This window comes from Amycolatopsis stemonae (genome assembly GCF_054781455.1).
The window spans coordinates 757846-777392 of the sequence record NZ_BAAGUJ010000001.1; the positions used below are offsets into that span (position 1 = coordinate 757846).

The 19547-nt window shown below is 70.6% G+C and carries 19 protein-coding genes; 10 read left to right on the forward strand and 9 right to left on the reverse strand.

Annotated features, from left to right (window positions below; genetic code table 11):
* The first annotated feature begins 164 nt into the window (after nucleotides 1-164).
* A complete protein-coding gene (locus ACYVLJ_RS03780; RefSeq protein WP_460437756.1) occupies nucleotides 165-1187 on the forward strand; it encodes a hypothetical protein in 1023 nt (340 codons plus the stop codon).
* On the opposite strand, the gene ACYVLJ_RS03785 is transcribed toward ACYVLJ_RS03780, so the two are convergent.
* Both ACYVLJ_RS03785 and ACYVLJ_RS03790 read right to left on the reverse strand, forming a co-directional pair.
* Nucleotides 1184-2440: an MFS transporter gene (locus ACYVLJ_RS03785; protein WP_451968845.1), complete on the reverse strand. Its 1257-nt coding sequence runs from the start codon at nucleotides 2438-2440 to the stop codon at nucleotides 1184-1186. The two genes, ACYVLJ_RS03780 and ACYVLJ_RS03785, sit on opposite strands and share 4 nt — an antisense overlap.
* A 113-nt stretch (nucleotides 2441-2553) precedes the next feature.
* Nucleotides 2554-2985 carry a MarR family winged helix-turn-helix transcriptional regulator gene (locus ACYVLJ_RS03790; protein WP_451968846.1) on the reverse strand — a complete coding sequence of 144 codons (432 nt, stop codon included), beginning with the start codon at nucleotides 2983-2985 and terminating at the stop codon, nucleotides 2554-2556.
* A 103-nt stretch (nucleotides 2986-3088) separates the two neighbouring features.
* Here ACYVLJ_RS03790 and ACYVLJ_RS03795 point away from each other — a divergent pair, with 103 nt between their 5' ends.
* Nucleotides 3089-3649, forward strand: a complete 561-nt coding sequence (locus ACYVLJ_RS03795) for a hypothetical protein (RefSeq protein ID WP_451968847.1) — start codon at nucleotides 3089-3091, stop codon at nucleotides 3647-3649.
* Here ACYVLJ_RS03795 and ACYVLJ_RS03800 read toward each other — a convergent pair whose 3' ends face one another.
* On the reverse strand, nucleotides 3650-5119 hold the full coding sequence (locus ACYVLJ_RS03800) for an NCS2 family permease (RefSeq protein WP_460438007.1): 1470 nt from the start codon (nucleotides 5117-5119) through the stop codon (nucleotides 3650-3652).
* Nucleotides 5120-5201: 82 nt separating this feature from the next.
* Between ACYVLJ_RS03800 and ACYVLJ_RS03805 the strand changes: the two genes are divergently transcribed.
* Nucleotides 5202-5429, forward strand: coding sequence for a DUF2530 domain-containing protein (locus tag ACYVLJ_RS03805; RefSeq protein WP_451969860.1), 228 nt, complete (start codon nucleotides 5202-5204; stop codon nucleotides 5427-5429).
* Between the two features lie 16 nt (nucleotides 5430-5445).
* Here ACYVLJ_RS03805 and ACYVLJ_RS03810 read toward each other — a convergent pair whose 3' ends face one another.
* On the reverse strand, nucleotides 5446-8265 hold the full coding sequence (locus ACYVLJ_RS03810; protein WP_460438008.1) for a sacsin N-terminal ATP-binding-like domain-containing protein: 2820 nt from the start codon (nucleotides 8263-8265) through the stop codon (nucleotides 5446-5448).
* A complete protein-coding gene (locus tag ACYVLJ_RS03815) occupies nucleotides 8246-9793 on the reverse strand; it encodes a DUF3027 domain-containing protein (protein ID WP_460437757.1) in 1548 nt (515 codons plus the stop codon). Before ACYVLJ_RS03815 ends, ACYVLJ_RS03810 begins: the two co-directional genes overlap by 20 nt.
* Before the next feature lie 51 nt (nucleotides 9794-9844).
* Between ACYVLJ_RS03815 and ACYVLJ_RS03820 the strand changes: the two genes are divergently transcribed.
* The 3 genes from ACYVLJ_RS03820 to ACYVLJ_RS03830 are packed head-to-tail and all read left to right on the forward strand — an operon-like array spanning nucleotide 9845 to nucleotide 13047.
* Entirely contained in the window at nucleotides 9845-10612 is a 768-nt protein-coding gene (locus tag ACYVLJ_RS03820; RefSeq protein WP_460437758.1) for a glutaminyl-peptide cyclotransferase, read from the forward strand.
* Between the two features lie 49 nt (nucleotides 10613-10661).
* The gene (locus ACYVLJ_RS03825) at nucleotides 10662-12560 is read left to right on the forward strand and encodes an MFS transporter (protein ID WP_460437759.1); all 1899 of its coding nucleotides are present in this window, start codon (nucleotides 10662-10664) and stop codon (nucleotides 12558-12560) included.
* A 10-nt stretch (nucleotides 12561-12570) separates the two neighbouring features.
* Nucleotides 12571-13047: a DUF2771 family protein gene (locus ACYVLJ_RS03830; protein ID WP_460437760.1), complete on the forward strand. Its 477-nt coding sequence runs from the start codon at nucleotides 12571-12573 to the stop codon at nucleotides 13045-13047.
* Nucleotides 13048-13050: 3 nt separating this feature from the next.
* Here the strand turns inward: ACYVLJ_RS03830 and ACYVLJ_RS03835 are convergent, their stop codons facing one another.
* The gene (locus ACYVLJ_RS03835) at nucleotides 13051-13437 is read right to left on the reverse strand and encodes a cold-shock protein (RefSeq protein ID WP_086861937.1); all 387 of its coding nucleotides are present in this window, start codon (nucleotides 13435-13437) and stop codon (nucleotides 13051-13053) included.
* 132 nt (nucleotides 13438-13569) lie between these two features.
* On the opposite strand from ACYVLJ_RS03835, the gene ACYVLJ_RS03840 reads away from it, so the two are divergent.
* Nucleotides 13570-13806 (forward strand): hypothetical protein, encoded by a 237-nt coding sequence (locus tag ACYVLJ_RS03840; protein ID WP_460437761.1) that lies wholly within the window; start codon nucleotides 13570-13572, stop codon nucleotides 13804-13806.
* Here the strand turns inward: ACYVLJ_RS03840 and ACYVLJ_RS03845 are convergent.
* Complete coding sequence (locus ACYVLJ_RS03845; protein ID WP_460437762.1) at nucleotides 13742-14407, reverse strand: HAD family hydrolase; 666 nt, start codon at nucleotides 14405-14407, stop codon at nucleotides 13742-13744. The two genes, ACYVLJ_RS03840 and ACYVLJ_RS03845, sit on opposite strands and share 65 nt — an antisense overlap.
* Before the next feature lie 95 nt (nucleotides 14408-14502).
* Between ACYVLJ_RS03845 and ACYVLJ_RS03850 the strand changes: the two genes are divergently transcribed.
* Nucleotides 14503-15102: a TetR family transcriptional regulator gene (locus ACYVLJ_RS03850; protein WP_451968860.1), complete on the forward strand. Its 600-nt coding sequence runs from the start codon at nucleotides 14503-14505 to the stop codon at nucleotides 15100-15102.
* On the forward strand, nucleotides 15099-16067 hold the full coding sequence (locus tag ACYVLJ_RS03855) for a R2-like ligand-binding oxidase (protein ID WP_451968862.1): 969 nt from the start codon (nucleotides 15099-15101) through the stop codon (nucleotides 16065-16067). Before ACYVLJ_RS03850 ends, ACYVLJ_RS03855 begins: the two co-directional genes overlap by 4 nt.
* A gap of 63 nt (nucleotides 16068-16130) precedes the next feature.
* Here ACYVLJ_RS03855 and ACYVLJ_RS03860 read toward each other — a convergent pair whose 3' ends face one another.
* Nucleotides 16131-16694 carry a hypothetical protein gene (locus ACYVLJ_RS03860; RefSeq protein WP_460437763.1) on the reverse strand — a complete coding sequence of 188 codons (564 nt, stop codon included), beginning with the start codon at nucleotides 16692-16694 and terminating at the stop codon, nucleotides 16131-16133.
* A 161-nt stretch (nucleotides 16695-16855) separates the two neighbouring features.
* Nucleotides 16856-18514, reverse strand: coding sequence for an AMP-binding protein (locus ACYVLJ_RS03865; RefSeq protein WP_460437764.1), 1659 nt, complete (start codon nucleotides 18512-18514; stop codon nucleotides 16856-16858).
* A gap of 107 nt (nucleotides 18515-18621) precedes the next feature.
* On the opposite strand from ACYVLJ_RS03865, the gene ACYVLJ_RS03870 reads away from it, so the two are divergent.
* Nucleotides 18622-19527 (forward strand): SMP-30/gluconolactonase/LRE family protein, encoded by a 906-nt coding sequence (locus ACYVLJ_RS03870; protein ID WP_460437765.1) that lies wholly within the window; start codon nucleotides 18622-18624, stop codon nucleotides 19525-19527.
* Nucleotides 19528-19547: the final 20 nt, after the last annotated feature.

The window sequence follows — 19547 nt, forward strand, 5'->3', positions numbered from 1 at the left end:
GAACTGACTGCCGCTCCCACCACGAAGCGGACATGTATGAGGTTAGCCTAACCTCACCTCTCGGGCAAGACCCTCCTCGCGGAGACCCCGATCTCACTCTTTCGAGTGGCTTCAGCTGTGCGAAACCGCCGGATTCTGTCGGTGCGTGGCGCTACGGTCACTCCGTGAACACGAGGGGGATGTACCCACCGAAGAAAGACCACACGGTGCTGATCGCGCTGTCCGTGCTGGCCGCGGTGAGCCTGCTGTCCACGGCGGCCTGGTTCTTCACGCGGGACTCGCCGGAGCCGGCCCCGCGGCGGCTGCCGGTCTTCTGGCCGTCCCCGGGCGGCGAGCAGGTCCGGCGGGTGCCGATGCCGACCGGAGAGATGGCCGTGGCGCTGCCGAACCGGACGAGCGGCCACGTGCTCTGCGGCGCGGTGCCCGAGCCGACGTGGTCGAGCGTGCTGGGCGGTCCGGTGCTGCGAGAGGTCGACCAGAACGGCCAGTGCCACGTCGTCTCGGCCACCCTCGACGTCTCGGCCACCCTGTGGTCCGACCCGGTGCCGGCGCCTCGTCCGGCCCCCGAGCCGGTGACGGTCGCCGGCCGCGCGGGCACCGTGAGCCCGTACAGCTCCGGCGCGGTCCTCACCGTCCGGCTGAGCGACTCCGCCGAGCAGTGGACGCGCTCGAACCTCCAGGTGACCGTGAACCAGGTGGCGGGCGACCGGGCCGAACACGACTACCGCGGGATGGCGCTGTCCCTGGCCGGCACGATGGTCGGCGCGATCACCACGCCGGGACCGGCCTTGCCGGCCACCGGCGAGAACCGCGAGATGACCCCGCCACCCGGCACGGGCATCACCGACGCGCCTTACCCGTTCATCACCTGGCAGCTGTGCACGCAGCTGTCCAAGGCCCTGGGCGTCCCCCTGGACCAGCTGAAACCCGGTGCGTTCGGGTCGTGCGAACGCGAGAACGACGGCACGACCGTCTCGCTCACCTACAACGACGAAGGCAAGAACGCCTTCCCCGACCGGCTCGCGGGGCGCCCCGCCCACGCCGACGGGGCGGGCAACACCGTGGAGATCCGGCTCCTCGACGACTCGCGGCAGATCCTCGAGGTGTCCTGGATCGACCCCGCCAAGCCCGCCGACGCCCTGCGCGACCTGGCCGAGAAGGTGGTGCCGCCGCTACTCGGCCGTTAGACCTTCGCCCGCTTCAGCACGCGAAGCCCGAACCCGCGCTGAACCGGCCACGACACCCCACCCCGCCGGATCAGCACGACCGCACAGACCACCGCGGCGACGGCCGAAACCGCGCCCCCGATGTAGAAGGGAGACCGCCCGCCGAAGGCGTCCGCCATCCAGCCGACCATCGGCCCGCCGATCGGGTTGCCGCCGATGAGGACCAGCACGTACAGGCCCATCACACGGCCCCGCATCTCGGGGCTGACCGACGTCTGCACCAGCGCGTTCGCCGTGTTGAGGAAGGTCATCGTGGCGAAGCCGAGCGGGATCAGGCCGAGGCCGAACGTCAGGTACGTCGGCATGAACGCCGTGATCAGCTCGAACACGCCGAGGAAGAACGCCGACACCAGCATCAGCCGGACGCGCGGGCGCCCCTTCGTGCCCCGGCGGGCGGACATCACCGCACCGGTGAAGGTGCCGACCGCGACCAGCGTCGAGAGGAGCCCGTAGCCGTCGGCCGCCGTGTGGAAGACGTTCGCCGCGACGATCGGGAGCGAGCTGAAGTACGTGATGCCGAACGTGCTGACGAACAGCACCAGCACCATGACGGTCATCAGGTCCGAGCGACGCCGGACGTAGCGCAGGCCCTCGGCCAGCTGCCCCTTCTCGCGCGGGACCGCCGCGACGCGGAACAGCTTGTCCGGGTTCATCAGCACCAGCCCGGTGATCACCGCGACCGTGCTGAGCGCGTTCGCGATGAACAGCCAGCCCGTGCCGATCCAGGTGATCGCGAACCCGGCGATCGCCGGGCCGACGATCCGCGCCATGTTGAAGATCGACGAGTTCAGCGCGACGGCGTTGGCGACCTGGTCGCGGCCCACCATCTCGGCGACGAACGACTGCCGCGTCGGCACTTCGAGCGCCGCCGTCACGCCGAGCGTGAAGCACAGGACGTAGACCTGCCACAGCGCGACGATCCCGCTCAGGTCGAGCACGCCGAGGATCACCGCCTGGGTGCAGGCGATGGCCTGGATCCAGGTGAGCAGCCGCCGCTTGTCGACCCGGTCGGCGAGGACGCCGGCCCACAGCGAGAGGAACAGCGTCGGCGCGAACTGCAGCGCGACCGCGATCCCGAGCGCGATCGGGTTGTTGCCGCTGAGGGTGAACACCAGCCAGTCCTGGGCGATGCGCTGCATCCAGGTGCCGATGTTCGAGATGACCTGGCCGGTGAAGAACAGCCGGTAGTTTCGGACCCGCAGCGAGGCGAACATGCTGCCGCGCTTCGAAGGGGAGGGCGGCGAGGCGGACGGCGGTGAAGCCGTTTCCCGGGTAGCAGTGGTTTGGATCGAACGCTTCGTGTCGCTACCCGTGGCCGTCACCGTGGTTAGTTCCCCGCCATCCTGTCGATTATTTCGGCGGCTTTCGAGAGCACTTCGAGCTCGTCGTCGCCGAGTTCCGCCAATTGCCGGTCCAGCCAGGCCTCCCGCACGGAGATGGCCTTCTGCACGTAGGCCAGTCCGCTCTCGGACAGCTCGACGATGGCCTGCCGGCCATCGGTCGGGTGCGGGCGCCGCTCGACGAACCCCATCTCCTCGAGCGCGGCGATCACCCTCGTCATCGAGGGCGGCTGGACGCCTTCCTTCGCGGCGAGCTGCCCCGGGGTCAGCGCGCCGCACTTGTGCAGGGTGGACAGCGCGGCGACCTGGGTCAGCGTGAGGTCGTCCCCGACGCGCTGTGCCCGCAGCCGGCGGTTGAGCCGGACCACCGCGAGACGCAGACGGCTCGCCAAGGAGCGTTCGTGCGTGTCGCCGGACATATAGTTAGCATACCTTACGAAACTTCAGGCGAACGGGTGATCTCCGTCAACCGCAACCTGGGACACCTCCAGGCGTCCTCTCACGGAGAAACCTGGGGGTTCGATGAACAAGAAGCTGGTGGGCTCGGCCGTGGTCGGCGCGGCGGTCCTGGCGATCGTGGCGGCGCAGCTCCTGAGCGGCGGCGAGGACGCCCCCGCGGCCGCGCCGACCACCACGACGCTCCCGTACCAGCAGACGAAGGAGATCTACGACTTCCCCGCCGAGCCCGGCAGCGAGACCGGCGGCTGGGACTTCGAGATCCCGGTCCCGACCGGCTGGGCCGTCGCCCACGACAAGGACCGCGCGACCTACCGCAGCGGGGAGCTCGTCCTGGAGACCGACCGCGTGCCGATCACGCAGGAGGACACGCTGAGTGCCCTGCAAGCCATCGCGAACGCGAGCCCCCACCCGGGCACCGTCGCGAAGCACGCGGACGTCGGCTACCGGGAGGCCGCCGAATGGGACTACACCTACGTCCGCGACGGCGTGGTCCGGCAGGCGAACCTGGTGGGCGTCGGCGCGGGCGACGTGCTGATCACCATCCGCTACGAAGCTCCCCAGCCGGACTTCCTCGGCCACCTGAACGTGCTGGCGGAAGCCCTCGAGGTCAGCAGCGCCGGCTGATCACTTGAACGCCGCCTGGATCGGCCCGACCGCGAAGTAGGCGATGAAGGCCAGCGCGATCACCCACATCAGCGGGTGCACCTGGCGGGCCTTGCCGGTCGCCGCGCGGATCACGACGTAGCTGACGAAGCCGGCGCCGATGCCGTTGGCGATCGAGTACGTGAACGGCATGACGACGATGGTCAGGAACGCCGGCAACGCGATCGAGTAGTCCGTGAAGTCGATGTCGCGGACCTGCGACATCAGCATCGCGCCGACCACGACGAGCGCCGGCGCGGCCGCCTCGACCGGCACCACCTGGTAGAGCGGCGTCAGGAACATCGCGGCGATGAACAGCACGCCGGTGACGATGTTGGCCAGGCCGGTCCGCGCGCCCTCGGCGATACCGGAAGCCGACTCGACGAACACCGTGTTCGAGCTGGCGGAGCCGAAACCACCGGCCGCGCCCGCGAGGCCCTCGACGAACAGCGCCTTGCCGACGTTGGGCAGCTGGCCGTCCTCCGGCAGCAGGTCGGCCTCCTTCGCGAGGCCGGTCATGGTGCCCATCGCGTCGAAGAAGTCGGCCAGCACCAGCGTGAACACCAGCAGGCAGACGGTGATGATCGGCAGCCGCGTCCAGGCGCCGAACGAGACGTCGCCGACCAGCGACAGGTTCGGCAGGCCGACGACCTGGTCCGGCAGCGCCGGGTAGCCGAGGTTCCAGCCCTTCGGGTTCGTGCCCTGCGACGGCCCGGCCTTGACGATCGCCTCGACGACGATCGCCAGCACGGTCGAGGAGAGGACGCCGATCAGGATCGCGCCCTTGACCTTGCGCACGACCAGGATGCCGGTGACCAGGAGGCCGACGACGAACACCGCGGTCGGCCAGGACGCGATCGAGCCGTTGATGCCCAGGCCCACCGGGACCGTCGTGTGCGCGGCGTCCGGCAGGCGCCGGACGAACCCGGCGTCGACCAGCCCGATCAGGCAGATGAACACCCCGATGCCGACGGCGATCGCGGACTTCAGCGCGGCCGGCACGGCGCGGAACACCGCGGTCCGGAAGCCGGTGAGCACGAGCAGCACGATGATGACGCCCTCGATGACGACCAGGCCCATCGCTTCGGGCCAGGTCATCTGCGGGGCGATGGTGACCGCGACCAGGCTGTTGATGCCCAGGCCGGTGGCGATCGCGAACGGGTAGTTCGCGACCAGGCCCATCAGGATCGTCATGACGCCGGCGACCAGCGCCGTCACCGCGGCGACCTGCGGCACCGGCAGGATGCCGCCGAGCAGGTCCTTGTGCGCGCCCGCGTCGTCGGCCGAGAAACTGCCGATGATCAGCGGGTTCAGCACCACGATGTAGGCCATCGTGACGAACGTGACCAGGCCGCCGCGCAGCTCGCGCGGCACGGTCGAACCCCGTTCGGTGATCTTGAAGAACCGGTCCAGTGTGGACGTCCCGGTACGGGTCGTCTCCTGCTCCGCCATTCGCCTGCCCATTCTGTCGCTGCTGCGGAGTACCCTTCACCACGTGAGTGAACCGATCAATCCACCGGACGTTACGGGTGCGTTGCGGCACACGCCGGAGCTGCCCAAGAGGCTGACCGACCTGACTCCGGTGGTGATCGTAGGCACCACGATCTGGGCTGTCGCGTTGGTGGTGCTGTTCTTCACGACTTCGGGGCTGTGGGTGCAGACGGCGCTGTCCGGGTTCGTGCTCGGTTTCATCGGGATGGCGATCATCGGCTGGCAGCGTGCCGCCGCCCGCCGGGGCTCGAAGTCGGCGCAGCGGCTCTGAGGTCTGCCGGCCCTGCTTACGCGAGGAGTGTCCGCGGCGAGGGGTCGTCGAGCAGCGCCGTGATGAGGTGCCGGTCGGGCCACCGCTCGGCCGCCCAGGCGAACGCCCTCGCGAGGCCCTCGGACGTGTCGGCCGCGTGCAGCCGGCCGTCGGACCACCACTGGACGTCGCGTTCGGCGTCCTGGATCCGCACGGTGAGCGGGTCGTGCACGAGGACGCCGCCGCCGGGCAGCCGGATGCCGAGCTGGTCGGCGACGAGCTTCAGCGCGGGCAGCTCGGCCCAGGGCGCGTACTCGCCCTCGCTGACCACCCGGGCTTCTTCCGAGCTGGCGAGCGGCAAGTCGACCAGGAACGAGAGCCGGCCGGGGTCCGCGGGCGCGGCGACGAACCGGTCCGGCTCCAGCGCCCCGGCGACCCACGGCACGTCCAGCACCAGTGCACCGTCCACGACGGACCCGTCGGCGGCCCGCACCGCGTCCGGCGCATCGGGTTCGAACCCGGATTCGACGACCGCGTCGTAGGCCCGCGCGGCGAGCCCCGGCGTGATCCGCCGGTCCCGTTCGCCGAGCCTCGCCAGTACGTCGAACGCCTCATCCACAGTGGACAGACTCAGCCCGGTGCGCACACCGGCGATCTCGAGAAGTTCCTCGCTCAGGCCGACTTCGGGGACTTCGTCGAAGAGCCCGGCTAGGTCGGCGCCGGGGAGGCGCCACTCGTGGGGCGCGGCCCCGCCGAGCACGGCGTACTGCGAGATCCACCAGCGGGCGTGCCCGTCGGGCGTGCGCAGGGCGTGCCAGGTCTCCGGCCGCGCGGCGAGCAGCCTCAATGCGGCGGGCCAGGCATCGTCGTCCACGAGATCGAGGTCCCGGATGGCGACGAGCGTCGACGGCGGTTCCGCCAGCGAGTCCCACCAGGCTTCCTCGTCGGGCAGGTCGTGATCGGGCTCGTGCGGCTCGTCGTCGACGACCAGCGCGAAGGAGTCGAGCACGCCCGCGGCTTTGAGCGTCTCGACGGGCCAGTCTTCGGCGAAGTCCTCGTCGAGGACGTCGAGCGCACCGTCCTCTTCGAACACTTCCGCGTCGAAGATGTCCAGCAGCGGCGAGGTGGGAAGCGCGAGTTCGTCGGCACGGCGCCACGAGTCGGTGGCGGGCAGCGCGAGCGCGCCGACCCAGCGCGGGGCGTCGTCCCCGCAGTCCGCGATCAGCCTGAGCACCGCGCCCGCGAGCGTCGTACCGTCCAATCCGGACCTGACGTCGTCGACACTGCGCTCGACGGCGTCGCGGAGCTGATCGGCGTTGAGCAGCTCACGCGCGTCGGCTTGCTTGGCCCCCAACCGTTCCAGCAGCGGGTGCGACGCGGCGGGATGCACGAGCCGCAGCCCTGGAATGTCCACATCGGACAACAGTTCGAGGAGTTCAGTCGACCCTTCGACCAGCAAGCAACCCCTCGCACCGGGCAGCGTACGACCGTCGGAGAGCGGGACAGGCAGACCGTCGAGCCTTTCCGCGGCGAGCGCGTGGGACTCGACAGCCTTCGCCAGTGCGGCGTAGACGTCCCGCCACCAGCCAGGCTCACGAGTGACGCCGGTAAGCGTTTCCAGCACTTCTTCGATGCTGACCACTTGCACGGCAACGGCTTTCAGCACGCCGACGGGCGCTTCCCCCTTGATCAGCCCAGGAACGACGTCGGCGATCAACGCCGCCAACCCGGGGACGTCGACGTCGAGCACCTTCGCCTGACGGCCCGAGACCTCGCTGTCGTCCTGAGTGGACAGCCAAGGCTCTTTGCTCAGGTTCGCCAGCACTTCGTCCCGCAGCTTGGCATCCACAGTGGACTTGGGAAACCCGGGTTCGGGCACGAGCGCGAACCGCCGTTCCGGCGGCAGCAGCCGAACAAGCCGAACATACTCGGCGGCGGCGTCTTCCAGGGCTTTGTTCAGCTCGGGCCCGGGCAGCGCACGACGCCGGGAAGGCTCGACGGGAACGGCCGCGAGCAGCCGGGCAGGCAGCGACAGCCCGTCGTCGGTGGGAGTGGGCGCGTGCAGAACGTCCGACCCGAGCGGCTTCGGAACACCGTCGACATCGACGGGCACGGCCCATACGACGTCACCACGATGAACCAGCCACCTGTTTTCCGTTACCGGCCCCCGAATCTCGACGACATCACCCGCGGCCCGGCGCGTCCAAACGCGACCCTCGATGTCTACTTCGGACAGCCAAGGCAAGGCGAGCAGAAGATCACTGACGTCTTCGGCGAGCTGCTCCAGCAGCGCGCGTCCGTCAACCTCGTCCCGCAACGGGAGCCGAACCTCGGTGTCGAACCCCTCGGGTACGTCGGCGTCGACCGGCCAGGGCAGCCGCAGCACGGGAACGTCGCCTTCGATACCGGCGGCTTCTCGGGTCTTTTCGGCGGAAAAGACCACTCCGCCGGTCCGGGAAACGACGCTGGGCGCGTCGGAAACGGTGCGGACAGCGGCAAACCCGACCCCGAACCGCCCGACGGTTGCCCCGGTCTTCCCGGAAGCCCGCAGCGACGCGAGCGAGGCAACCCCACGCGCGTCGAGGGGCGCGCCGGTGTTGGCGAACCGCAGTTCACGGTCCACAAGGGACACCCGCACCTTGGCGGGCGTCCCGGCGGCCATGGCGGCGTCGGCGGCGTTCTGGGCGAGCTCGACGAAGAGCCGGTCCCGATAGGCACCGACGCGCAGGTCCCGCTCGACGTTGGTGTCCTCGAGGAGCCGGGTGGGCGAGTCCTGCCAGGCGCGCAGGGTGGCATCCCGGAGCCGCGCGGTGCCGAAGGGATCGGCCCCGTGCGGCTCAGAACCCGCGCTGCCCACGCTCGTCGTCTTCGCCGGCTTCGGACTCACCCGGCGCGGCGGTGCCGGTCTCCGCACCGGCGGCCGACGCCTCGGTGACAACCTCATCGGTGAGCGCGACGACGGGAACCTCGGCTTCCGCCTCCGCCCCACGCCCGCCTTGCTGCGCGTCGCTCTCGGCGACCACCTCGACGGGAGCCGGCTGGCCCTCGGGCGCAGTCTCTTCTGACTGCACGGCATCGACCGACCCGGCAACCTCGGCCGAAGCGGCCTGCTCGGACGTTGTCGTCGTCTGCTCGGCAGCAGCCGGCTCACCGACCGCGGCGTGTTCGGCAACCGCCTCGCTCTCGGGCTCGGTCTGCGTCGGAGCCTCCGCTGCGACCGGTTCCGCGTGTCCGGGCACCGGGACCTCGGCAACACCGGCGGCAGCATCGGGCTCCGCCACCACGTCAGCCTCGACCGGCTCGGCAACAACACCAGCCGCAGGCGACTCGGCATCGGCGGGTTCGGCCGCAACCTCCGGCTCGACCTCGGCGGGCGCCAAATCGGCTTCCGCAATCCCGGTCTCCGGCTCGGCCGCCGCCGACTCCGGCTCGGCCGCCGCCTCCGGCTCCACAGTCTCCGCGGCCGCCGCCTCCGGCTCCGCCTCTGCGGTCTTCGCCTCCGGTGCCGCGGTCTTCGCCTCCACGGCCTCCGGCGCTGCCTCCGCCTCCGCGGCCGACTCCGCAGGCTCCGCCACCGCGGCCTCCGGCTCCCCGGCCGCCGCGGCCGACTCCGGCTCCGCACCCTCCGCCACCGGCTCGAAGTCCAGCAGCGAATCGTCGTACACCAGCTCGGCCACCGGGACCGACGATGTCACCTCGACCTCGACCTCCGAGTGCGCTCCGCAGCCGTACTCCACGTCCACGACGTGACCGTCCGCCGGGGAGATGTCGTTGCTGCACACCCCGAACACCCCGCGCAGCGAACCCGCCAGCGGCACGAAGAACCCGCACGTCCCGCACACGTCCGGCGCGCTGCGGGCCATGTCGGAGCGCGGGCCGAACTCGCCCGAGTGCCAGCGGGTTGCCGCGTCCGTGCGGCCGAAGCGGGACAACACGTGCACCCGGCCCAGGCCTGCCTCGTGCGAGACCTCCTCCACCGCCGGGTCGTCCGACTGCAGGTACGCCGGGGCCAGGCGGGGGTCGTTGTCGTCCGTGGGGAAGATGTCGCCGACGCCCAGGTCGCCCGCGCGGACTCGGCGCTCCCACGGCACCCAGGCCGGGGCGATCAACGCCGACGGGCCCGGCACCAGGACGACCTCGCTCGTCGTCACCGGCTCGTCGTCGCCGGCCAGGGCCACCGTTACCGACCAGCGCCAGCCGCGGTAGCCCGGGACCTGGGCCTCGAACAGGTGACTCGCCGTGACCGCGTCCTCACGGGAGACCCCCACGTGGGCACCGATCTGCTCCTCCGGGGCGTCTTCGAGCACCGCCGCGCGCGCGAACTCCACCGCATCGGCGAGCTTGCGCTGCACGGAACCGTCGTCGAGGGTCAGCAGCAGCGTCATGCGGCCAATTGTGCCGCACGCATCTCCGGCGCCCGTGCCAGGCTGTTCCTCGTGCGCACGCCGATCGTCACCACGCTGCTGCTGGCCGCCGCCCTGGGCGGCTGCGCCGGGGCGCCCGCCCAGGACACCGGCCCCGAGCAGCTCACCGTGCAGGTGGTTTCGACGCTGCCGCACGACCCCGCCGCCTTCACCGAAGGCCTCGAGTTCGCCGGCGACACCCTCTACGAGAGCACCGGCCTCGCCGGCCAGTCGACGCTCACCGCGGGCCCGGCCGGCGGGCCGCCGAAGACCACCGCCACGCTCCCCTCGCCGCTTTTCGGCGAGGGCGTCACCGTCCTCGGCCCGACGCTCTGGCAGCTCACCTGGCAGGACGGCTTCGCCATCGAACGCGACTCGAAAACCCTCGCCGAGCTGCGGCGGGTGCCGTTCCAGGGCGAAGGCTGGGGGCTCTGCCACCAGGCCGGCGGACGTCTGGTCATGAGCAACGGCTCCGCGCAGCTGACCTTCCGCGACCCGAAGACGTTCGCCGTCACCGGCGGCGTCGACGTCGGCCGCGACCAGCTCAACGAGCTCGAGTGCGTCGGCGGCGACGTCTACGCAAACGTTTGGCACACCGACACCATCCTGCGGATCGACGCCGCCACCGGGCACGTCACCGGGAGCATCGACGCAGGTCGGCTCCGTGCCCAGCTGAACGAAACCGGCGCCGAAGACGTGCTCAACGGCATCGCGGCCGTGCCGGGCACCGACGAGTTCCTCCTCACCGGCAAGCAGTGGCCGGTCACGTTCCGGGTGAGGTTCGTCCCGAAGCACGACTGAAGCACGGATGAGCAGGCGGAACCGACCCCCGGTAAGGCAGGATTGAGACGTGGCACTCTTCGGCTCCCGCTCCGGCTCCGACGGCCCGCGCCCCGAGCGCGGCCGCAAGTCGAAGCGCCGCTGGACGCCGGAGCCGGGTGGCACGCAGGCCAAGCCCTGGCGGGAGGCGGTCGCGCCGCCGCAGGGCCACACCCGCGTCGAGCACCACAGCCCGCCGCCGCCGACCCGCGTCGAGCACCAGAGCGCGCCGCCGCCCCGCGTCGAACGCCCGGTGCCGCCCCGGCAGCCGCCGCCGCGCGTGCCCAACGCGAACGAGGCGCCGACGGCCGCCGCCCCGATGGGACAGCGGCCGCCGCGTGGCGCGCGCCCCTACCCGCCGCACGACCCGAACCGCACCGACCGGATCCACCGGGAGCCGCCCGGCTTCTACCAGGGCGAACGGCCCGGCAGCGGGGAGTACGAGCACTACGACACCGGTGGCTACGCGGGTGAGCCGCGGCCGCCGGAAGAGGCGCCGCGCGAAGAACCGCGGACGCCGGGCGGCACGCCGAAGCTGCCGAAGAAGATCACCGTCACGCGGGTCGCGGCGATGCGCAGCCGGCAGCTGACCGGCCAGGCCGTCGGCGCCTTCCAGCGCGCGACGAAGGCCGACGGCGCCGAGAAGTCCGGCCTGACCTCGCTGACCTACGCCGTGATGCTGAACTACGCCAGCGACGCGGCGATGGCGATCGCGCTGGCCAACACCCTCTTCTTCGCCGCGACCAGCGGCGAGAGCAAGGGCAAGGTCGCGCTCTACCTGCTCATCACGATCGCGCCGTTCGCGCTGGTCGCGCCCGTGATCGGGCCCGCGCTCGACAAGGTCCAGCGCGGGCGGCGGCTGGCGATGTGCGCGTCGTCGATCGGTCAGGGCCTGATGGCCGTCGTGATGGCGCTGCACTTCGACGACTGGCTGCTCTACCCCGCCGCGCTCGGGATGATGGTGCTGTCCAAGTCGTTCACCGTGCTCAAGGCCGCGGTGACGCCCCGGGTGCTGCCCTCGGAGATCACGCTCTCCAAGACGAACGCCCGGCTGACGACGTTCGGGCTGGTCGCGGCGGGTGTGTTCGGCGCGCTGGCCAGCGGCGTCAACGCCATCTCCGGCTCGGCGGGCGCGCTGTGGTTCACCGCGCTGATCTGCGTCGCCGCCGCCGTCCAGTCCATGCGGATCCCGGCCTGGGTGGAGGCGACCGAGGGCGAGGTCCCGACGTCGCTTTGGGCGCACCCCAAGGAGAAGAAGCGCCGCCAGCCGATGGGGCGCCACATCGTCGTCGCGCTGTGGGGCAACGGCTCGGTGCGCGTGCTCACCGGCTTCCTGATGATGTTCGCCGCGTTCGCCGTCAAGGCGCAGACGGAAGGCAGCGGGCACAGCCCGTTCATGCAGCTGCTGCTGCTCGGCGTGATCGGCGCCGCGGCCGGCGCCGGCGGCTTCCTCGGCAACGCGCTGGGCTCGCGCCTGCACTTCGGCAGCCCGGACCAGGTGATCGTCGGCTGCGTCGCGGGCTGCGTGCTTGCCGCGCTGGTCGCGACGATCCTGCCTGGCCTGGCCACGGCCGCGATCGTCGGCCTGGTCGGCGCGACGGCCAGCGCGCTGGCCAAGATCAGCCTCGACGCCGTCATCCAGGAAGACCTGCCCGAGGAGTCGCGCGCGTCGGCGTTCGGCCGCTCGGAAACCGTGCTGCAGCTGGCCTGGTGCCTCGGCGGTGCGGTCGGCCTGCTGCTGCCGCCGACGTACTGGATCGGCTTCCTGGTGATCACGGTCGTCCTGGTGGTCGGCCTCACGCAGACGTACCTGGTGCGCCGCGGCGGCTCGCTCGTGCCGGGTCTCGGCGGCGACCGGCCGCTGCGTCCCGAACCGACCGGCAGCTTCCCGGCCCAGGGCCTGCCCAGGGACCCGGCACCCCGCCGGTAGGCTCCGGCGCATGCGAAGTTCCCGGGTGGTGGCCCTCCTCGCGGCCGGTGGGTTCACGGTGGCCGGCTGTTCGGCACCCGGCCCGGCGGAGGTCACGTTCTACGCCGACGGCCACACGATCACCACCACGCCCGTGCTGACTTGCGACTACTCGCGGCAGCTCGCGCAGCCGTGCAGCGCGAAGGGCGACACGCGGACGCTGAAGGTCCGCCCGGGCAAGCCCGTGCAGATCTCGGTGCCCGGCGAGGTCGCCGACGCGCCGTGGCAGATCGTCTACGAGTACGTCACGCCGCAGGGCGAGTACAAGCAGAGCGACCCGATCCCGTTCACGTCACTGGACCGCTACGCGTACACGGTCACGCCGCCGACGCCCGCCGACCGCATCTCGGCGGTCGACGTGCAGAAGTACACGGCCGTGCTGAACGCGGGCACCGGCGAGTCGGGCCTGCTGCCCAGTGACGTGTGGGGTCTCCGGCTCGAAGCCTGAGGCTCAGGGATCGAGGTCCCGGGCGACCGCGCGCATGATCTCGCCGATCTGCTTGGTGTGCTTGCGGTCCGGGTAGCGGTTGCGCCGCAGGTCCGGCTGCACCTTCAGCTCGAGCAGCTTGATCATGTCCTCGATCAGGCCGTGCAGCTCCTCCGCGGGGCGGCGGCGCGCCTCGGCGACGGACGGCGGCGGGTCGAGCAGCCGGACGGAAAGCGCCTGCGGCCCGCGGCGGCCGTCGGCGACGCCGAACTCCAGGCGTTGCCCGGCTTTGAGCCCCTCGACGCCCTGCGGCAGCGCGGCCTTGCGAATGTAGACGTCGGCGCCACCGTCCTGCGTGACGAACCCGAACCCCTTCTCCGCGTCGTACCACTTGACCTTGCCGGTCGGCACTTCCCTCACCAATCCTTCTGCTGTCCCGCTCACGACGAACGCGCCCGGGGGCGTACCCAGGGCGCGCTCCTGAAAGGGTATCTCGCCACACGCCCTGGGGAGAAGTCGATACTGCCGGATACGCTCTGCTTCATGAGTAAGGCGACGAAGGAGGCCGCCGTGGCCACCCCCGGCAAACCGTTCCTGATGCGCATCGGCATCGGCTTGTTCGGCATCGGCATGCTCGCCGTGCTGACCGTCTTCATCATGTTCGCCGCCGGCCTGGAGAACCTGCCGATCTGGCTGTCCGTCGCCGCCGGCGTCATCACCCCGCTGGGCCTGCTGCTCGGCCTGATCGCGCTGGTCCGCGAAGCTCGCGCCAAGAACTGAGGGTCTTCTCGAACCAGGCGGGAAACTCCGTCAACGAGTCGAACACCACTTCGGCGCCTTCGCTCAGGAGCAGCGCCCGGTCGCACGGCCCGGTCGTGACGCCGACCGCAACCGCTTTCGCGGCGAGCGCACCCCGGACGTCGCCGGCGTGATCTCCGACATACACCCGCGCGTCGTGCGCCAGGAGGGCCTCCGCCTTCCGCGTCGACCACAGCTCGCCGACGACCTCGTCGACCTCCAGGCCGAGCGCGTCGACGTGCAGTTGCGCGTTGGGCCCGTACTTCCCGGTGACGACGAGCGTGCGCCCGCCCGCGGCCCGGACCGCGCGCAGCGACTCGACCGCGCCCGGCAGCGCGACCGTGCTCGGCACGACCATGTCCGGGTACAGCGCGCGGAACCGGTCCACGAGCCCGGGAATGCGCTCCTCCGGCGCTTCGAAGCCGCGCAGGATGTCGTCGAGCGGCGGGCCGAGGTTGGCCGCGAACGCGTCGCCGTCCAGCGGCAGGCCGGATTCGACGCCGAGCGCGTTCATCGCCGCGGCCATGCCCGGCCGCGCGTCGATCAGTGTCATGTCGAGGTCGAACCCCACCGTGATGCCCACGCTCCACACGGTACTGGCCACCACCGACAGTTTTACACGTCAACCGATCATGTACAGCATCTTGACAGTGGAGCAATCCGTGTCAAGGTGAGTGTGTGACCAGCTTCACCGACCGGACGAAGGCGTCCCTGCGGGTGGCCCTGCTCGACGCCGCCGCCGACCTGCTGCCGGACCGCGGGCACGCGGGCCTGCGGATGGCCGACGTCGCGGCCCGGGCCGGGGTGAGCAGGCAGACGGTCTACAACGAGTTCGGCAGCAAGGCGGCGCTGACCCAGGCGGTGGCGCTGCGCACCGCGTCGGAGTTCCTCGACGGGATCCGGCAGCGGTTCGAAACGGCGGACGGGCTCCTGGCGGGCATCCACCACGCCGTCGTCTACACGATCGAGCACGCGCGGGAGAACCGCCTGGTCGCGGCGGCGCTCGGCACCGAAGCCGGCGAGGACCTGCTGCCCCTGCTCACCACGAAGGGCGAGCCGATCCTCACCGCGGCCGCCGACCTCGCCGCGGAGCAGTACCGGGAGTTCGAACCGGGGCTGTCCGCCGAATCCGCCGCCCTGCTCGCGGAGACCGTCGTGCGGCTTTCGCTGTCGCACCTGGTGCTCCCGACGCACTCGGCCACGGAGGCCGCCGACTCCGTCACCGCCGTGCTGGCACCCGCCATCCGCCAATTCGTCCACAATGGAGTGACACGATGACCGACACCCGCGCCGAGCTGCGCACCGGTTTCTCCTCGCTGCGCAAGGGCGGCCTGAACTGGGACTCCTTCCCGCTGCGGCTGTTCGTCAAGGGCAACAAGAAGTTCTGGAACCCCGCCGACATCGACTTCAGCCGCGAACGCGAAGGCTGGGACACCCTCAACGACGAGCAGAAGCGCAGCACGACGTACCTGGTCGCGCAGTTCATCGCCGGCGAAGAGGCGGTCACCGAGGACATCCAGCCGTTCATGCGGGCGATGTCGGCGACCGGCCGGTTCGGCGACGAGATGTACCTGACGCAGTTCTGCTTCGAAGAGGCCAAGCACACGGAAGTGTTCCGGCGCTGGATGGACGCGGTCGGGCTGACGCAGGACCTCCACCCCTTCGTCGCGGAGAACCCGCACTACCGGAAGTTGTTCTACGAAGAACTGCCACAGTCGCTGCGCGCGCTGGAGGAGGATCCCAGCCCGCTGAACCAGATCCGCGCGAGCGTGACGTACAACCACGTGATCGAGGGCAGCCTGGCGCTGACGGGCTACTACTCGTGGCAGCTGATCTGCACCCAGCACGACATCCTGCCGGGCATGCAGGAGCTCGTCCGCCGCATCGGCGACGACGAGCGCCGCCACATGGCGTGGGGCACGTTCACCTGCCGGCGGCACGTCGCCGCGGACGACTCCCTGTGGGACGCGGTGCAGCAGCGGATGGGCGAGCTGCTGCCGCACGCGCTCGACATGATCCAGTGGGTGCAGGACCAGTTCGAGGAAATCCCGTTCGACAACGACCCGCAGGAGATCATCCAGTACGCGGCGGACCGCGCCCAGCGCCGCCTGGGCGCGATCGAGTCGGCACGCGGGATGCCGGTGGAGCAGATCGACCTCGACTACTCCCCCGAGCACCTCGAAGAGACCTTCGGCGAAGAAGACGCGAAGGCGATCGCTGAGGCCGCCGCCGCGGTGTCCTGATCCGCGCCACGAGGGGCACCTTCACGGCTGCTGAAGCCGTGAAGGTGCCCCTCGTGGTTTCGATCAGAGGCCGACCGCGCCCAGGGTGCCGCTCAGCACGCCCTGGCCGGCGCCGTCGTCGTGGCTGCCGGTGCTCGAGTGCGTGTCGCTCGAGCCCGCGCCGTCCGGGGTGGCCCAGCCGGCGTGCTGGCGGTACTGCGCACCGCCGTCACGGCTGGTCTTGGCCGACGTGTCCCGGTTGGCCGCGCCGTCCTTCGAGGCGACGCCCTCGTGCTGCGAGAACCGGCTGTCGCCGTGCTTGCCGGTCTTCGCCGACGTGTCCTGCGTGGTCACGCCGTCCTTCGAGGCGCTGCCTTCGTGCTGTTGGAACCGGCTGTCGCCGTGGCGGTCGGCGCTCGCCGACGTCCCGCTGGTCGCGGCGCCGTCCGGGCCGGCCGCGGTGGAGTTCTCGTCGAACGAGCTCCCGCCGTGGTTCGTGCCGGCCTGCACCGAGTGCGTCGCGGCGCCGTCCGGTCCGGCCTGGACCTCGGTGCTGCCGAAGCTGTCCGCCGAAGCGATTCCGGCGGCGCCGAAAGTCAGCGGCAGGGCCAGTGCCCCGGCGGCCATGGTGCGGCGGATCGTGCGCATGAAGCTCCCCTTTTCGTTGACGGATACGGGGTTTCGGGTCCGGGACGCTCTCACCGTCCCAGAGCCCGGTTGCCCGCCGCCACGAAGATCATGCGTGCGAAAACCTGTGGTCCACCCCACCGCCGCGGTGACCAATCCGGACCGGACGGGCCACCGAAGCGTCACGCGTGCTTCGTCGACGCCGCCTTCTCCAGCCCGAGCAGGCTGATCGACTTCTCGCGCATCTCGACCTTGCGGACCTTGCCGGTGACCGTCATCGGGAACTCCTCGACGACGTGCACGTACCGCGGGATCTTGTAGCGCGCGAGCTTCCCTTCGCAGAACTCGCGCACCTTCTCCACGGTCAACGGCGAAGCGCCCTCGCGCATCCGGATCCAGGCCATCAGCTCCTCGCCGTACTTCTCGTCCGGGACGCCGATGACCTGCGCGTCGAGGATGTCCGGGTGCGTGTAGAGGAACTCCTCGATCTCACGCGGGTAGAGGTTCTCGCCACCGCGGATGACCATGTCCTTGATGCGGCCGGTGATGTTGACGTAACCGTCGCCGTCCATGATGGCCAGGTCACCGGTGTGCATCCAGCGCGCCGCGTCGATCGCGTCGGCCGTCTTGTCCGCCTGCTCCCAGTACCCGAGCATCACCGAATAGCCGCGCGTGCACAGCTCGCCCGGTTCGCCGCGCGGCACGGTCAGCCCGGTCTCCGGGTCGACGACCTTGACCTCCAGGTGCGGCCCGACGCGCCCGACCGTCGAGACGCGCCGCTCGATCGAGTCGTCCGAGCGCGTCTGCGTCGACACCGGCGACGTTTCGGTCATGCCGTAGCAGATCGACACCTCGCTCATCCCCATCCGGTCGATGACCTGCTTCATCACCTCGACCGGGCACGGCGAGCCGGCCATGATGCCGGTGCGCAGCGACGAAAGGTCGAAGCTCGCGAAGTCCGGGTGGTTGAGCTCGGCGATGAACATCGTCGGCACGCCGTAGAGCGACGTGCACTGCTCCTCCGCGACGGCCTCGAGGGTGGCGCGCGGGTCGAACGCCGGCGCCGGGATCACCATGCAGGAGCCGTGGCTGGTGCACGCGAGGTTGCCCATCACCATGCCGAAGCAGTGGTAGAAGGGCACCGGGATGCAGACCTTGTCGTACTCGGTGTAGCCGCAGAGCTCGCCGACGAAGTAGCCGTTGTTCAGGATGTTGTGGTGGGACAGCGTGGCGCCCTTGGGGAAGCCGGTCGTCCCGGACGTGTACTGGATGTTGATCGGGTCGTCAGTCGAGAGGGCGGCCTGCTTCTCGGCCAGCACCGCGGGGTCGCCCTGCCAGCCCGCGTCCAGCAGCGCCTGCCAGCTCTCGCCGCCGAGGATCACGACGTGCTCCAGCGCGGCGCACTTCTCGCGCACCTCGTCGACCATGGCCGGGTAGTCGGACGTCTTGAACGCGTCCGACGCGACCAGCATCCGGATGCCGGCCTGGTTCAGCACGTACTCCAGCTCGTGCGAGCGGTAGGCCGGGTTGATGTTGACCAGGATCGCCCCGATCTTGGCCGTCGCGTACTGCAGGCACGTCCACTCGGCCCGGTTCGGCGACCAGATCCCGACGCGGTCGCCCTTGCCGATGCCCCGCGCGAGCAGCCCCAGCGCGAGCGCGTTGACTTCGGCGGCCAGCTCCCGGTAGGTCCACCTTCGCCCGGCGTAGCGGTCGACCAGGGCGTCTCGATCACCGAACGCGGCCACCGTCCGATCGAAGTTGTCCCCGATGGTGTCCCCGAGCAGCGGCTTTTCGGAGATCCCCGAGGCGTAGCTCGGCAGGGCGGGCGCGTCAGGCATGGTGCCTCCTGAAGTCGGCGGTGACTGCCGCCGAGTCTAAGAACCGAGGCACCGGGGAGCCAGTTCGGTGAGAAGATGACCGGCAGGGACGACTGGGGAGGAACCCGATGCGAAGAATCCTGGCTCTGCCTTTCGCGCTCCTGCTGCTCACGCTCGCGGTGGCCGCGCCGGCGACGGCGGCGACCCGGGTGATCGTGCTGCCCGGCGCCAGGTCCGCCGAAGGGATCACCGCCGCAGGTGGCGGCAAGTACTACACCGGCGACCTCGTCGCCGGCACGATCTTCCGCGAAGACCTCGGGCGCGGCACGGCCGAACGCTTCATCGAAGCGCCACCCGGCACCACGGCGGCCGGTGTGGACCTCGACCGGCGCCACGACCTGCTGTTCGTCGCCGGCGGGAACGGCGGCAAGGCCTACGTCTACAACGTCCGCACCAAGACGAAGGTCGCGGACTTCACCTTCGGCGACCCGCGGACCTCCTACGTCAACGACGTCGTCGTGACGCCGCAGGGCGCGTGGTTCACCGACTCGTACCACCCGCAGCTGTTCTTCGTGCCGGACGCGGCCGGCGTGCTCGGCACGCCGCGCACGCTGCCGCTGACCGGGCCGGGCGCGGGTGGTTCCCCGGGGAACTTCTTCATGAACGACGTCATCGCCACGCCGTCCGGCGACACCCTGCTGGTGGCCGCCACGACACCCGGCAAGGTGTACACGATCGATCCGCGCACGGGAGCCAGCAAGGAGATCGCGGGCGTGAACTCGCCCAGCGTCGTCAGCCTCGTGCTCGAAGGAAACCGGCTCTGGGCGGTACAACTGGACGACAGGATCACCCGGTGGTGCCTCGACGGCGACCTGAGCCACGGCACCGCGGCCGGCACGATCACCGACCCGCTGTTCGACCAGCCGGTCTCGGCGATCAAGGTGGGCAACCGGCTGGCCGTCGTCAACTCCCACATCTACAGCGGCTACCCGCCCACCAGTCCGACCTACGAGGTCCTCGTCGTCGGCGCGTAAGGTTCGAGCGGACTTCGAGG

Bases quoted from the DNA above. Each gene is read 5' to 3' on its own strand.
- ACYVLJ_RS03855 (WP_451968862.1), top strand. From the start codon at position 15,099: ATGACCGACACCCGCGCCGAGCTGCGCACCGGTTTCTCCTCGCTGCGC.
- ACYVLJ_RS03815 (WP_460437757.1), bottom strand. From the start codon at position 9,793: ATGACGCTGCTGCTGACCCTCGACGACGGTTCCGTGCAGCGCAAGCTC.
- ACYVLJ_RS03790 (WP_451968846.1), bottom strand. From the start codon at position 2,985: ATGTCCGGCGACACGCACGAACGCTCCTTGGCGAGCCGTCTGCGTCTC.
- ACYVLJ_RS03800 (WP_460438007.1), bottom strand. From the start codon at position 5,119: ATGGCGGAGCAGGAGACGACCCGTACCGGGACGTCCACACTGGACCGG.
- ACYVLJ_RS03830 (WP_460437760.1), top strand. From the start codon at position 12,571: ATGCGAAGTTCCCGGGTGGTGGCCCTCCTCGCGGCCGGTGGGTTCACG.
- ACYVLJ_RS03860 (WP_460437763.1), bottom strand. From the start codon at position 16,694: ATGCGCACGATCCGCCGCACCATGGCCGCCGGGGCACTGGCCCTGCCG.
- ACYVLJ_RS03870 (WP_460437765.1), top strand. From the start codon at position 18,622: ATGCGAAGAATCCTGGCTCTGCCTTTCGCGCTCCTGCTGCTCACGCTC.
- ACYVLJ_RS03865 (WP_460437764.1), bottom strand. From the start codon at position 18,514: ATGCCTGACGCGCCCGCCCTGCCGAGCTACGCCTCGGGGATCTCCGAA.
- ACYVLJ_RS03795 (WP_451968847.1), top strand. From the start codon at position 3,089: ATGAACAAGAAGCTGGTGGGCTCGGCCGTGGTCGGCGCGGCGGTCCTG.
- ACYVLJ_RS03840 (WP_460437761.1), top strand. From the start codon at position 13,570: ATGAGTAAGGCGACGAAGGAGGCCGCCGTGGCCACCCCCGGCAAACCG.
- ACYVLJ_RS03785 (WP_451968845.1), bottom strand. From the start codon at position 2,440: ATGTTCGCCTCGCTGCGGGTCCGAAACTACCGGCTGTTCTTCACCGGC.